Origin of the sequence: Tamaricihabitans halophyticus (assembly GCF_004340875.1) — a bacterium.
Lineage (GTDB): Bacteria > Actinomycetota > Actinomycetes > Mycobacteriales > Pseudonocardiaceae > Tamaricihabitans > Tamaricihabitans halophyticus.
Genome location: NZ_SLXQ01000009.1, coordinates 110,525 through 124,479, shown reverse-complemented (window position 1 = coordinate 124,479; position 13,955 = coordinate 110,525). Strand labels below are relative to the sequence as shown.

Here is a 13,955-nt window from a genome sequence, read left to right as displayed (position 1 = left end):
CGATCGGCTACGCGCAACCTGATCTACCGCAGCCTGATTTACCGGAGTCTGATTTACCGCAGCCTGATTTACCGGGGCCGCAGCATGAGCAGTTGCTTGGTGTTCTGCTCGACCTCCGCACGACTGTAGGAGAGCGGGAAGTACTCACCCCGTTGCCAGGTTTCGGCGAGATCGCGATAGTTCGGATCGTTCGGGTTTCCCGACTGGCCGGGCGTGTTCACCGCGATGGAGTTGTCCCATTCGCCGACGTCCAGCACCATCCGGAACGAGGCGCCCGAGGTGTGCTTGAACGTTTCGGTGTCGAAGCTTGACGCGTTCGCGGTGTGTTCGGAGCCACCGCGCGGCAGTGGGCCGACGTTGAACCGTTGCTGCTCGTCCTCGTCCAGGATTTCCGTCATCGGGTGTTCGAACTGGGAGTACTGCAGATCGCCCCACTGCCACTTGCTGGGGTCCGGGCCGAGCAGTTTGACGGTTTCCGCGTAGCCGGCGGCCAAGGTAGTCCGCAACAGTGCATCGCGCTTCGCCTCGCCGCCGTTGCCGAACCAGTCATCCGGGTTTTCCAGCGCGTCCAGTAGCGAGGAGGTATCCGGTCGTTCGATCAGTTCGGCTGCCTTGGGAGCGGTCGCCTTGACGAAGGCTGGCTCCAACTGGCGCACCCGCCAGACTTCGAAGAGCGCCGCCTGCGCGGAGTCAGCGGATTCCACCGCGTCCCAACCCCGCAGCATCGTCGCCGCCTTGGCGGCACGGGAATCGCCGCCCCGTTCGGCAATGCCGGCCTCGTCGAGTAGCGCGAGGATGCGCCGTGCCGGAATGGAGAGCTGATCGTTCTGCAGTTCGGCGGAATCGGTGACCGAGCTGTTGTCGTTGGCGTCCAACACCTCGCTGATCCGCTGGAACCGGTAAGGGTTGGCCCATTCGAAGCCGAGGTTCTTGTCCTGGAACTCGGGTGGCAGGTTCATCTCGTTGGCCGTGGCGACGTAGCCGGCGTCCGGGTTGTAGCTGCGCGGCATCTCGTCGCCGAAATAGAATCCGTTCCATTCGTACCTGCCGTCGCCCGGCACTGGCAGTAGCCCGTCATAGTTGGCGCGTTTCGGCGTGACCCCACCCGGTGCCCAGCCGATATTGCCGTCGACGTCGGCGTACACCTGGTTCTCGCTTGGCGTCCCCCAGTTGTACATCGCTTCGACGAACTCGTCGAAATTGCTGACATCGTTGAATCGCACGCTGCCGAAGTACGGCGCGGTACCCGGCTCGAGCCACATCGTGCGCACGGCGTAGGCGCGGTTGTTCTCCTCGTCCACCCGAACCACCGGGCCATGCCTGGTGAACGACATGGCGACGGTTTCCGGTTCCTGCCCTGCGATCGGTACTTCTTCCTCGGCCGTGCGCATGGTTTCCCAACCGTCGCCGTAGCGGTAGCGCGTCGGATCGTTGGGATCCAGTTCGTAGACGTAGAGGTCGTCCTGGTCGGTTGAGAAGATCGTCAAACCGAAGCCGACCGTGCCGTTGTGTCCCATTGAGACACCCGGGAGCGCTGGCTCGCCCGCGCCGATGAGGTCCATCTCTGGCGCGGAAAGATGGGTGATGTAGCGCAGCGAGGGCGCGGCGTGACTACGGTGCGGATCATTGGCGAGGATCGGGCGGCTGGTTTCCGTGCGCTCGCCGCTGATCGTCCAGTTGTTGCTGCCTTCGAAGCCGGCCGCATCGGTTGGCACCGCGACGATGTCGCCCTCTTGTTCGGAGAACTCCACGTCCTGGGTGGCCAGATCGTAGGTATCCAGTACGTCGTCCGGGATACCGCAGGGATCCAGGCCGTCCGGGATCGTCGTCTGGTGTGCCGGCTCCAGTTTCTGGCGCACCCGGTCGGCCTCCAGCCCCGCGGCGCAGGCGATCCGCGCGCGGTCGACCTCATCGCTGACGTTCCTGGTCAACCCGTGACTGCGGATCTGCACGATGTCCTCGGGCTGCCAGCGACTCGGCCGGTAGTCGAGCTTGCGGAATTCCTCGGGGAGCGCTTCCGGGTTGTCGTCCAGCCAGTCGAGGTAGGCATTCACGCCGTTCGCGAACTGGGTGGCGATCTGCTTGGCCTCGGGTCCGTAGCTACGCCACTCTTCCTGCATATCGCCGCGATAGCGGAACATCCGGGCTGCCCGGTCCTGTTCGAGGTACTTCGGTCCGAAGGCTTCGGAAAGCAGGCCAAGCCCACGCCGGTGCCAGAGGTCGATCTGGAACAACCGGTCTCGTGCCGCGTTGAATCCCTGCGCGAGGAACAGGTCCTCGTTGTTGTTCGCGTAGATATGCGGCACGCCCCAGTTGTCCACGCGCAGCTCGACCGGCTCGGTGAGTCCGGTGACGGCGTACTCGCCGTCCGGGTTCGCCACCGCCGTGCCGGAAGGAGCGAGCAGTGTCGTGGTCAACAGTGTCGCCAACAGGGTGGCCGGGAGATACCTGCGGACGGACGACTTCGCCATGCGACCCACCTCGGTTAGTTAGCAACGAAAAGTTTCTACCATTGCCCGACCAAAGTGTGAAGTCCACGTGAAGTTTTGTCGCCCGTCAGCACGCTCCGTGACAGCAGGATCCTCAAAGATTGCGGTGGTCGAGGAGGGCGGCGATCTCGGCGCGAAGCTTGGTGAGCCTGCTCGCCGCCGTTTCCCGTGCCGCGGCCAGCTCGGTCGCGGCGCCCACCGGCTGGACAACCTCAAGGTATGCCTTCAGTTTCGGCTCTGTCCCGGACGGCCGGAGCAGCGCGCGAACACCGGTACCCGCCAACCGCAGCGCGTCGGTTTCCGGGAGCAGGTCCTCGGTCCGCACTGGTACGCCGGCGAGCGCGTCCGGTGGGCTGGCGCGCAACCGCGCCATCAGCTCGCCAATCATGGCGAGCTCGTCGAACCTCGGCGAAAGCGCTCCGGTCAGGTAGACCCCGTCGGCGAGCGCGAGCTCATCGAGCGCGGCCCGCAGATCGCTGCCGGTTGCCTTGCGCGCCGCGGCAAGGTCGCAGGCGAGCACCGCCGCGGAGATACCGTCCTTGTCCCTGACCCAGTCCGGATCGACACACAGGCCGAGGGCCTCCTCGTAGGCGAAGACCAAGCCCGTTGCCGCGCCGTCCCCACTGCGGACCAGCCATTTGAATCCGGTGAAGGTCAGCGCGCAACGCGCGTCATACCTGGCCGCGATCGATTCCAATTGGGACGACGATGCGATCGTGGTAGCCACCAACGGATCGGGATGCCGATCATTATCTAAAGTGGACAAGATGTACTCGGCGAGCAGCGCGCCGGACTCGTCGCCATGCAGCATCCGCCAGCCGCCGGCGCCGTCCGGTATGCCAAGCGCGCAGCGATCCGCGTCCGGATCCAGTGCGATCGCCAGGTCCGCCTCGGTCTCCGCCGCGAGCGCGAGCAGCTGGTCCGTCGCACCGGGTTCCTCCGGATTAGGGAAGGCAACGGTGGGGAAGTCCGGGTCCGGTTCGGACTGCTCGGCAACCAGTCGGACATCGGTGAAACCCGCGCCGCGCAAGGCATCCAGCAGCGGCTTGGCGCCAACCCCATGTAACGCGGTGGCGGCCACCCGCAGTTCGCGGGCCGAGTTCCGGGGCAGCGTGGCCAACCGGTCGAGATAACCCCGCACGAGCTCATCGTCGAGCGCCCGGTAGGTATTCGATCTCGGCACGGAAACCGCGGCGACGGTACCCGCGATCGCCGCCTCGATCCGAGCGTCGACCGGCGGCGCGATCTGCGTGCCCGCCGCGTCGAACAGCTTGTACCCATTGTCGCTCGGCGGGTTGTGCGATGCGGTGATCTGGATGCCGGCCGCCGCGCCAAGGGCACGTACCGCGTAGCCAACCACGGGTGTCGGTAGCGGGCGTGGCAGCACCCGAACGTCGAAACCCGCCGCGGCAAGCACCTCGGCGGTGTCCACACAGAATGCTTCCGAACCGTGCCGGGCATCCCTGCCGATCACCACGATGGCGCCGGCTTTGCCTTCCGCGCGCAGCCAGGCGCCCACTCCCGCGCTCGTCCGGATCACGACCGCGCGGTTCATCCCGTTCGGCCCCGCGCGCAACGGGCCGCGAATCCCCGCCGTGCCGAACGTCGGCATCCCCGACATCCGCTCGGCGAGTTCGTCGGCCCGGTCGGCGTGCCCGGCCATCGCCTCGGCGAGCAGCCGCTGCAACTCCGTTCGGTCGGCAGGGTCAACATCGTCGGCGATCCAGCGCATCGCCGAATCCCTGAGCTCGGGCGAGAGTGTCACGCCCGCTCCACCACCGAGCGCAGCAGCGAGCCGAGCTTGCTCGCCGCCGCGTTACCCGCGGCGAGCACTTCGTGATGATCGAGCGCCGCGCCGGTGATCCCCGCGGCCAGATTGGTAACCAGGGACAGCCCGAAGACCTCGACTCCTTCGGCGCGCGCGGCGATCGCCTCCAGCACGGTGGACATGCCAACCAGATCGGCTCCCATGGCGCGCAGCATCCGGATCTCCGCCGGCGTTTCGAAATGCGGCCCCGGCAAGCCGGCGTAGACGCCCTCGGTCAGGCCCGGCTCGATCTCCGTCGCGATCGCCCGCAGCCGTGCCGAGTACAGGTCGGTGAGGTCGGTGAACCGGGCACCGACCAGTGGGGACGTGGCCGTCAGGTTCAGGTGATCGCTGATCAGTACCGGCTGGCCAACGGTCATGCCCTCGCGCAGCCCACCAGCCGCGTTGGTGAGTAGCACTGTCCGGCAGCCGGCCGCGGCCGCGGTCCGCACCCCGTGTACCACCGGGGCCACGCCATGCCGCTCGTAGTAGTGCGTCCGGCCAAGCAGGACGAGTACCCGGTTGCCAGCGACGGTCAGCGAGCGCACGGTGCCGCCATGACCGGCGACGGTTGGCGCGATGAACCCAGGTAGTTCGCCGACCGGGATCTCCGTGTCCGGCGTACCCAGCTCATCAGCGGCCGGTCGCCACCCGGAGCCGAGTACTACGGCAAGGTCGTGGCTGGGGACGCCAGTGCGCTCGGCGATGACCGCGGCGGCTTCGGTTGCCGCCGCTTCGGTGTCTGCGATGTTCCCGTTCACAGCGCAGCAGCCTACGTGGTTCCGCGGCGGTGTGCGGGTGTACAGCCCTATGCCGCGCTGGGTTGGTCGTCGCGGAGCAGGTGATCCATCATGATGTTCAGCTGGATCTGTTCCCTGGTGCCGATCTCCGCGAGCCGTTCGCGCGCCTGCTCGTAGCGCTGCCGCGCCTCGTCCAGCCTGCCCAGCTTGCGCAGCGTGTTCGCGAGGTTGATCAAGCATTCGATGGCCTGCCGGGTGTTTCCCACACCTTCGTTGGTACGCAGGGCTTCCTGGGCACACCGCAGCGCCTGCTCGTGATCACCGACGGCGCCGTAGACCTGGGTGAGCGAGTTCAGCGCGGTGGAAAGCTGATAATGCGAGCCGATCGCCTTGGCCACCCGCACACTCTCATCGAGTAACCCGCGCGCCCGCTCCGGTTCCTGGCGGCGCAAGTGGATGATCGCGAGGTTGTTCAGCGCGCCCGACTCGAGATCGCGGTAACCGTGCTCGCGCGCCGCGTGCAGCGCGTCCGCGGCGTACTGCTCGCCGCGCTGCGGCTGGCCAAGGATCGAGTGCAGCGCGGTGAGGTTCTGCAGCAGGCGGGCATACTCGTAATCCGACCGCGATTCCGCCAGCTCGGCAAGCGAGTGCTGGTAATAGCGATCCGCCTCGGCGAGCTGGTCGCGCTGGCTGGCGACCACTCCGAGATTCATCAGCGCGACGCCTTGGCCGTACCGGTCGTCCTCCTGCCGCGCGGTGTCGAGGACCAGCCTGCTCAGCGCGCTGCGCTGGGCCCACTGCATGGTGGTGTTGAAGTACACCGCGAGCATCCGCAGCATGGCGGTGAGCAGCGGCGCGCACCGTTGTCGGGTGGCGGCCAGCCGGGTACCGACCGCGATGATCCCCTCGAGTTCATTGTCCAGCCAGTGCAGCGCGGAACTGCGATCCGGAAATCCAGTCGTTCGGTTTGGTGGGATGTGCACCCGGATCGGCAGACCGGTACCGGTGAGCGTGCGGTGCGCGTCATGCGCGGCGGCGAGATACCACTCGGCGGCCAACCGCGCGCGGCCCAGACCGTGCTCGGTGGGCTGTTCCTGCGCGCGTTCCCTGGCGAGCACGCCAACCAGGTCGTACATCGCGTACTTGGCCGGCCTCGGGCTGTAGAGCAACTGGGCGTCCACGAGCTGTTCCAGGCCCGCGGTGGCGGCCGCCTCAGACCAGCCGGTCAGCGCCGCGGCCATGGACGGCGTGTAGGCATCGACCGCCACCTCGCCGAGTGCGATGAACAACTCGAGCGCCCGCCGATCGTCCTGCCTCGTGCTCTGCGTCAACTCGTCGATGCTGACCAGGATGCTCGCGCGGATATCCAGATCAGGGGTGCTGAGCTCGTCCAACCGACCGCGCTCGTCGTCGAGCAGGTCGACCCAGGTCTGTAGCGGCCAGTGTGGCCGGGTCGCCGCCCTTGTCGCGATGATCCGCAGGGCCAGCGGCAGATGCCCGCACAGCGCGGCGAGGCGGCTGGCCGCGTGTTGCTCCGCGGTGACCCTGCGCTGCCCGACGATGCGGCCGAGCAGGGCCACGGCTTGCTCGGGGGGCAGCACGTCCAGATGGATGTGCGTGGCGCCGTCCGGGCCGACGATCGGGTGCCTGCTTGTCACGATCACCGCGCAGCCAGGATCGTCCGGGATAGCCGGGATCACCTGCGATGAGGTCCCCGCGTTGTCCAGGATCACCAGTACCTTGCGGCCCTGCAGCCGGGCTCGGTAGGCACGCGCGGCGAGCACGTCACCGGTCGTTTCGGGGGCGCCGAGCTCATTCAGCAGGGTGCGCAGTACCTCCGCGGCCTCCACGGGTGCCTTGCCGGTGGTGGAACCGTGCAGATCGACGTAGAGCACGCCGTCCGGGTAGCTCGCCTTGAGCTCGTGCGCCAGTTGCACCGCGACCGTTGATTTACCGACGCCACCCGGTCCGTAGATCATGCAGACCGGCGGGCCGGCGGGATTCGGGGTGCTGAACCGCTCGCGCAGTTCGGCGAGTTCCGTGCCGCGCCCGAGGAAGGTGCCGATCGGTGCCGGCAGCTCGTCCGGTGCTGGCGCTCGCCCCGGCTGGTCGGTGGCGATGCGTACGAAGGGAACCGAGAGCGTCAGGTCTTCGCGCAGGATCGACTGTTCGAGCTGACGCAACTCGCTGCCCGGCTCGATGCCCAGCTCGGCGACCAACCGGGAGCGGATCCGGCGATAGCAGTTGAGCGCCTCCGCGGACCGTCGACACCGGTACAGCGCGACCATCAGCTGTTTACACAGGCGCTCCCGCAGTGGGTACAACCCGGTGAGCTCGGTCAATTCGGCGACAAGTTGGGCGTGCCAGCCGAGCCGCAGCCGTACCTCGATGCTTTCTTCCAAGGTGTTCAGGTACAGCTCCTCGAGCCGAGGAGCCTGCATCAGCTGGATCGGCGCGTCACCGAGATCGGAGAGGGGGGTACCGCGCCAGAGCGCGAGGGCCTGCCCGAACAGTTTCGCGGCGGCGACCGGATTCGCGGCGGCGACTTCGCGTGCTTGGCTCGCCAGGTCGGTGAACCGGTTGGCGTCAATCGTGTCGCGGTTGACCCGTAGCCGGTAGCCGGGTGGGGTCGTTTCGAGTACTTGCTCGGGCAGGACCTTACGTAGTCGCTGGACGTAGTTGCGCACCGTGACATGCGCGGAATCGGGCGGTTCCGGGCCCCACAACTGGTCGATGATCGCGTCCACCGAGACGATGTCCCCAGCTCGCAGCACCAGCGTCGCGAGCAGCGCGCGCTGCATGGGTGCGGTCACCGGCGTCACCGTGCCGGCGTGCCACACCTCGAGTGGGCCGAGGACTCGGAAATCCACAGTGCTCCCTCCGCGGCTCGTTCACCTGAGTCGGCAAGTCTTCGGACCGAAGGAACTGGCCGGTGGGACGGTCCCGGCGCGCGTGTGGTTCCGCTACCTCCACTGTATCGGTTCGCCTGCCGGCGCCGCTACCAGCGCGCTACGTCGCCGCTACGTTGGCACACGCTATACGGGGCTGCCGACGGTTCGGGCACCGGGCAGCCCGCGGGCAGGACACAGTGGACGGTGTGTCGCGTCAAGTATGTCATTCGATCGGATGACCCGATTACAGTCGGGTACTGGGGGAACGAATGTGCTGGGGCGCGCGTTGCGCTGAATACGTACCTGGTCCTGAGATGGCGTCAACCGCCGCTTGCCGGAATGCTGAGGGGCGCGTGGGGGGCCTGACGGGTCGTTGGCCAGCCACGACCCGTAGTGTGCGGCGTGGGCGGAGGGAGCTGGTGGTGGCTGGGAGCCGCGAATGATGCTGCTGGCAATCGCTTGCGCGGTACTGGGCGCGGTCTGTAGCGCCGTAGGCGCTCGGCTGCAGTACACGGCCGTCCGCACGGAGACCGAAGGCAGTGAGCTCGGTCTGCGCGGCTTACCTAAGTTGATCAAGAATCGTTCCTGGCGCCTCGGGTTCCTGGTGCTGGCCTCCTGCGCCGTGCTGCAGATCCTCGCGCTCGCGATGGCGCCCGTATCGGTGGTCTCGCCGCTCGTCGTACTCGCGTTGCCGTTGGTTGCGGTGCTGCACGCGCGGGCGCGCGGCAGTGGGCTCGGTGTGGTGGCCGCGGGTGCGATCGTGGCGAGCACCCTCGCGGTGGCCGTGTTCGTGGTGTTGGCCGCGGGTGCCGCGGACACCCATGCGATCGCCAGGGCGGATGTGTTCCTGCTGAGCCAGCTGGTGCTGGTTGGGGTACTCGGGCTTGGTCTGGTTGGTGCGTTGCACAGCGGGCTGGCTCGCTGTGTCGCGCTCGCGGTCGGCGCTGGCGGGGCCTACGGGCTGGTCTCCATCCAGGTACGAGATGTCGCCTACGCCGTGCAGCAGCGCGGTTTTGAGGACTTTCCGCTGACGTCCGCGCTGGGGCTGGTCATCGTGTTCCTCGCTGGTTCGTGGTTCATCCAGCTCGCCTACGCGAGCGGTCCGCCTGATGTGGTCGTCGCCTGCCAGACGGTGCTGAACCCGATCGTGGCCACGGGGCTCAGCGCGTGGGCACTCGGCGAGATCGCCGGCGCGGGGCGGGCTACGGTCAGCGCGCTGGTAGTTGCCGGTGCGATCGCGGTAACCGGGGTCGTGTTGCTCGCCAAATACCACCCCGAGGCGGTGCACCGGGCGGAATCCGCGAAGCGGGTCAGGGCCGGCGCGTTGCGGCGCAGGATGTCCGGCCATTCCCGACGTGGCTGAGCACCAGTTGCCGGTCAGGCCCGACCGAAATCGGGCAGTTCCACCTCGATGAACTGGTCCAACAACACCTTCAGCTGGACTTGCTCCCGAGTGGTGATCTCGGCGAGGTGTTCCCGTGCTTGCTCGAAGGCCGACTGTGCCTGCCGGGTATCGCCCAGCCGGTGCAGCGCGGCCGACAGTGTCACCAGGCAGTCCGCCGTGTCGAACGGACTGTTCAACTTGCGGTGCGTTTCCAGCGCCTCGGCCGAGTAGCGCACCACTTCGAGGTGGTCACCGAGTTGAGCGTGCACCTCCATCAGCGAGTTCAGCGCGTTCGCGGTGCCCTGGTGATAGTCCAGCGCCCGGCTCATCCTGAGCACCTCGTTGAGTATCGCGATCGCCTCATGCGGGTGCTGTTGCAAGGTGCGGATGCGGCCAAGGTTGCTCAGCGCGCTGATCTCGATTTCCGGGAAACCGTAGCGCCGGGCCGCGTCGACGACCCGATTACAGTGCTCGCTCGCCTGCTCGAGCGAGGCGGAGAACACCGTGATCACGGCCAGGTTCAGGTGCACCGACTGGTGCTCGAAACTGCGGGGGTCGTCCAGCAGTTCCAACGCCTGCCTGCTGAACCGGTTGGCCAACTCGAAGTCGTTCTGCTGCGCGTGCACCGTGGCGATCGCGGCCAGTCCGAGTCCTTCGGCGAGCCGGTTTCCGGTCCGCTGGCCGAGTTCGATGGCAAGGCCGGCCAACTCATAGCGTTCGCTCCATCGGCGCAGCGTGTTGAAGTACCAGGCTGCCGAGTGCAGCAGGATGACGAGTAGTTCGGCTATCCCCGGCACATCGGCATCGGTTGCCTGCCGGAACAGCGGGATGATGTTGCTGAACTCGGTATCCAGCCAGCGCCGTGCCTGCTGTTTGTCCGCGAACCGCAAGGTGTTCAGCTCGTCCACCGAGTGGTGCTGGCTCGGATGCCCGCGTGGGGCAAGCGTTCCGTTCACCGCACGGTTGGTCTGCCGAGCCGCGCCCGCGTACCACCGGCAGGCGGCATACAGCGCCTCCACCCGCGCCGTTTCGGGCAGCCGTCCCGCCTGTTCCTTGGCGAGCAGGCTGATCAGGTCATACATCCGGTAGGTGCCAGGGGCGGTGCTGTACAGCAGCTGCGCGTCGACCAGGTTTTCCAGCGCGACCGCGGTGCGCTCGGCCGGCCAGCCGATCAGCGACGCGGCGAACGGCGCGGTGTAGGAGCCGACACCGAGCAGTCCGAGCGAGGCGAACAGTTCGGCGGCATCCTGGCTGCTCGGTTCCGTATCGCCACGGAGCTGTTCGATGCTCACCAGGAAGCTGGCGCGCAGGTCGATATCCGAGGTGCGCAGCTCGTCCAGCCTGCGGTGCTCATCGGCGAGCAGTTCGACCCAGGTGCTCAATGGCCAATGCGGTCGCATGGCCGTACGGGTGGCGACGATGCGTAGCGCCAGCGGCAGATTTCCGCACAGCTCGGCGAGTTTGGCCGCGGTACTTGCTTCGCCGACGATTCTGCGCTGACCGGCGACCTGGCCGAGCAGGTCCACCGCGTCCGTATCGCTGAGCGCGTCCACATGCAGATGTAGTGAGCCGCTTGGTCCGACGAGCGCGTTGCGGCTGGTGACGATCGCCGCACAGGTCGGTTCGTCCGGCAGCGCGGTGGACAGCTGGCTGATGTGCGCGGCGTTGTCCAGGATGATCAGGATTCGCCTGCCGCGTAGCCGCGCCCGGTAAGCGCGAACCGTGGCCAGCGGGTCGTCGGTAGGGGTGTCACCGGCGCCGAGTGAACGCAGCAGGGTGGCAAGCACCTCGGTCGCGTTCAGCGTTGGCGCGTTCGGACTGGAGCCGCCGAGATCGACGTAGAGGATCCCGTCCGGGTACTGGTCCGCGTGTTCGTGTGCGAACTGACCGACCAGTGTGGACTTTCCGGCGCCGCCGGGGCCGTGCACGAAACACACCGGGGGGCCACCGTGCTCGGTGCGCGTGAAGTGCTCGCGCAGTTCGGCTAGCTCGTCCTGGCGGCCGACGAAGGTGGCGATCGGCGGGGGCAGCTCGACGGGTTTCGGCGCTGGGCCCGGTTTCGTTTCCGTGGCACGCGGCGTGGCTGGTTCCGCCGCGTTGTCGGTAATCGCCTTGATCAGTTCGCGGAGTTCGCTGCCCGGCTCAACGCCGAGTTCGTCGACGAGCGCGCGGCGTAGTTTGCGGTAGCACTCGACAGCTTCGGATCCGCGCCCCGCTCGGTAAAGCGCTTGCATCAGCTGCCGGTGCAGGCGTTCCCGGTACGGGTACTTGTCGGTGAGGTCGGCAAGCGCGGGCACGATCTGCATGCTCTCGCCGAGTAAGAGCGCAACCTCGTACCGATCCTCGAGCGTGTACAGGTAGAGCTCTTCGAGTTTTGGCGCCTGCAGTATCCGGACCGGCACATCGCCGAGATCGGCAAGTGGGCTGCCGCGCCATAGCCGCAGTGCCGAGGCGAACAGTTCGGCGGCCTTCGCCGGATTCTCCCGGATCAGGCCGCGGGCCTGCTCGCTGAGCGTGCTGAACCGGTGCGCGTCGACGGCTTCCGGTCTGATGTTCAACCGGTAGCCAGGTGCCGCCGTTTCCAACACCTGCTCGGGGAGCCGCTTGCGTAGGCGTTGCACATAGTTTCTTACTGTCACAGCAGCACTATCCGGCGGATTCGAACCCCACAGTTGGTCCACGATCGTGTCCATCGACACAGCCGTGCCGGGTTTGGCGAGCAGTACGGCGAGTACCGCGCGCTGCATGGCGGCGTTGATCGGGATCTGGGTCTCGGCTTGCCACACTTCAACCGGCCCAAGGATCCGGAAGTCCACTAACACCCCTTCGCCTGCTATCCGGTTGAACGAGTATCCGCCCGCGCGGCCAGCTGCCGGTGCCGCGCTACCCAGACGCTACCGAACTGATGCGGCAAACCCGAATCCTGATGGGTAGATGCTCGCCGTTCCACGCCAGACGCCGCGGGTATCGCGATTGCCAGTACATATCCGGTCACCGGAGAGGAGGTCCACGTGGCCGAATCCACGCAGTGCGCGGGATTTGGCGCGTGACAAGAACATGCTCGGTGATTACTGAGAGCGTCCTTGGGCGCGCACCGCTGCGATGACGTCGTCGTCCCAGCGGTGCGTGCGAATCAGCCGGTAGCGTTCCCCGGATACCCACATATACGCCTCGGCCTCGGTGCGTTCCCCGATCATTTCCGCCTGCCGCAGCATGCGGACCACGGGGACGAATTCCTCGTCGTGCCAACGCCTGGCGATAGTGGTCCGGTCGATGAACGTGCCTTCGTCCTGCATCAGGCGAAATCCCCACGCCTCGATGTGCTCGCCAAGTTCGGCGTAGTCCCACGGATCGGAGAGCACCACGGCGGCGCGGGCCTGGCCGTGCAGCGGTACGCGGTCCAGAAAGATCCGCCGGTAATCCTTGACAATCAGATCGCCCCGGTAGCGGATCCCGCTGGCGTCCAACTTCGTTTGCACCTCGGTGACAAACGCTTCGATGGTCGTCATGCCGAGCGCGAGCGCGACTGAAACGCGGTGATGCCCATCGCTGACGAAATGCAGTTCGCCAACCCGGTAGACGTCAATTGGCGGAATCGCTTCGCCTCTGCGCTGAGCGAGCGCCAACCGCTCCCAGCGTTGCCGGGAACGAGCCGTGGTCGGCCGGAACCGGCGGTCGAACTCGCGGCCCCGATCCACGCTGCCGGCAATCGAATCGAGTCCGATTACTTGCCGGCCAAGGCTGCGTTCGCCGAGTAGTCCCAGCGCGCTGACCACCTCGTCGAACGGTAACATGATGTTGACGTCGTCCGGCGCCCTGCGCAGCCAGGCGCCGAGCCGGGACAGGACTTGCCTGCGGCGCACCCGCAGGAAGTCGTTTTCCGCGTCGGCGCGGGGAAAACCGGTGTTACTTGGCACGGTGCACCTCCCGCGCGGGTTGCCCAGAGCGGATCTCGAACAAGCGATGGGCGACAACGTTGACTACCCGAGTATCGCCCAGGTGGTGCTCCGCGAGGCGTTCACCGTATGGGTGAATATGGCCGTGCAGCAGTACATCTGGCCGCAAGATGTCCACCGTCTTGTGTAGACATTCGAATCCGCGGTGCGGTCGGTCGGTACGGTCACCGACGTTTCGCGGTGGCGAGTGGGTAAGCAGGATGTCGACCGGTTGGCCGTCCTTGCGGTAGCGCCGATGAGCCGCGCGGACGAGCCGGCGAGCGCGGCGGGCCTGCTGGCGCTCGGTCCATTGGTTTGGACCATCATTGTAGCGGATAGAACCGCCGAGGCCAGCGATCCGAAGCCCGCCGATATCCACCACGCGGCCATCCGCGTTCAGCCAGCCGGCCGGGCCCGGCCATGGCATCGGGAACCCATCACGCAGCGAAAGTCCGCCGTGCACGGTGAACCCGCTCAGATCCGGATCGTGGTTGCCGGGTACGAGGACACCGGGGCAGTCCAGCGCCGTGGTGAGGAATTCCAGGTAGTCGAACGGCAGGTCGCCGGCGCCAAGAACGAGATCAACCCGGTAGTCGCGTACCTGCTCCGACCACAGGCTCGGGACGATCTCGTCGGCGACGACCAACACGCGCGGCATAGCGCTCAGCGTAGTTCGCGGGTGCACGGACGGCGGCGGTTCAGGCTGGCG

General features: G+C 66.9%; 8 protein-coding genes. 1 reads left to right on the top strand and 7 read right to left on the bottom strand.

The annotated features are described in order from the left end of the window. Nucleotides 1-68: 68 nt before the first annotated feature. The 4 genes from EV191_RS19700 to EV191_RS19685 all read right to left on the bottom strand — a co-directional run bounded on the left by EV191_RS19700 (nucleotide 69) and on the right by EV191_RS19685 (nucleotide 7,906). Complete coding sequence (locus EV191_RS19700; protein ID WP_132878592.1) at nucleotides 69-2,471, bottom strand: penicillin acylase family protein; 2,403 nt, start codon at nucleotides 2,469-2,471, stop codon at nucleotides 69-71. A 112-nt stretch (nucleotides 2,472-2,583) separates the two neighbouring features. Further along, on the bottom strand, nucleotides 2,584-4,221 hold the full coding sequence (locus EV191_RS19695; RefSeq protein WP_132878717.1) for a phospho-sugar mutase: 1,638 nt from the start codon (nucleotides 4,219-4,221) through the stop codon (nucleotides 2,584-2,586). 29 nt (nucleotides 4,222-4,250) lie between these two features. Beyond that, a complete protein-coding gene (locus tag EV191_RS19690) occupies nucleotides 4,251-5,057 on the bottom strand; it encodes a purine-nucleoside phosphorylase (protein WP_165913012.1) in 807 nt (268 codons plus the stop codon). Nucleotides 5,058-5,104: 47 nt separating this feature from the next. After that, the gene (locus EV191_RS19685) at nucleotides 5,105-7,906 is read right to left on the bottom strand and encodes an AfsR/SARP family transcriptional regulator (RefSeq protein WP_132878590.1); all 2,802 of its coding nucleotides are present in this window, start codon (nucleotides 7,904-7,906) and stop codon (nucleotides 5,105-5,107) included. A gap of 460 nt (nucleotides 7,907-8,366) precedes the next feature. Here EV191_RS19685 and EV191_RS19680 point away from each other — a divergent pair, with 460 nt between their 5' ends. Then, nucleotides 8,367-9,290, top strand: a complete 924-nt coding sequence (locus EV191_RS19680) for a DMT family transporter (protein ID WP_132878589.1) — start codon at nucleotides 8,367-8,369, stop codon at nucleotides 9,288-9,290. 14 nt (nucleotides 9,291-9,304) lie between these two features. On the opposite strand, the gene EV191_RS19675 is transcribed toward EV191_RS19680, so the two are convergent. From EV191_RS19675 to EV191_RS19665, 3 genes are all read right to left on the bottom strand, one after another. Then, nucleotides 9,305-12,127 carry an AfsR/SARP family transcriptional regulator gene (locus EV191_RS19675; RefSeq protein WP_132878588.1) on the bottom strand — a complete coding sequence of 941 codons (2,823 nt, stop codon included), beginning with the start codon at nucleotides 12,125-12,127 and terminating at the stop codon, nucleotides 9,305-9,307. A 252-nt stretch (nucleotides 12,128-12,379) separates the two neighbouring features. Beyond that, a complete protein-coding gene (locus EV191_RS19670) occupies nucleotides 12,380-13,228 on the bottom strand; it encodes a ParB N-terminal domain-containing protein (protein WP_132878587.1) in 849 nt (282 codons plus the stop codon). After that, a complete protein-coding gene (locus EV191_RS19665; protein ID WP_132878586.1) occupies nucleotides 13,218-13,904 on the bottom strand; it encodes a metallophosphoesterase family protein in 687 nt (228 codons plus the stop codon). The genes EV191_RS19670 and EV191_RS19665 overlap by 11 nt, the downstream gene beginning before the upstream one ends. Nucleotides 13,905-13,955 lie beyond the last annotated feature (51 nt).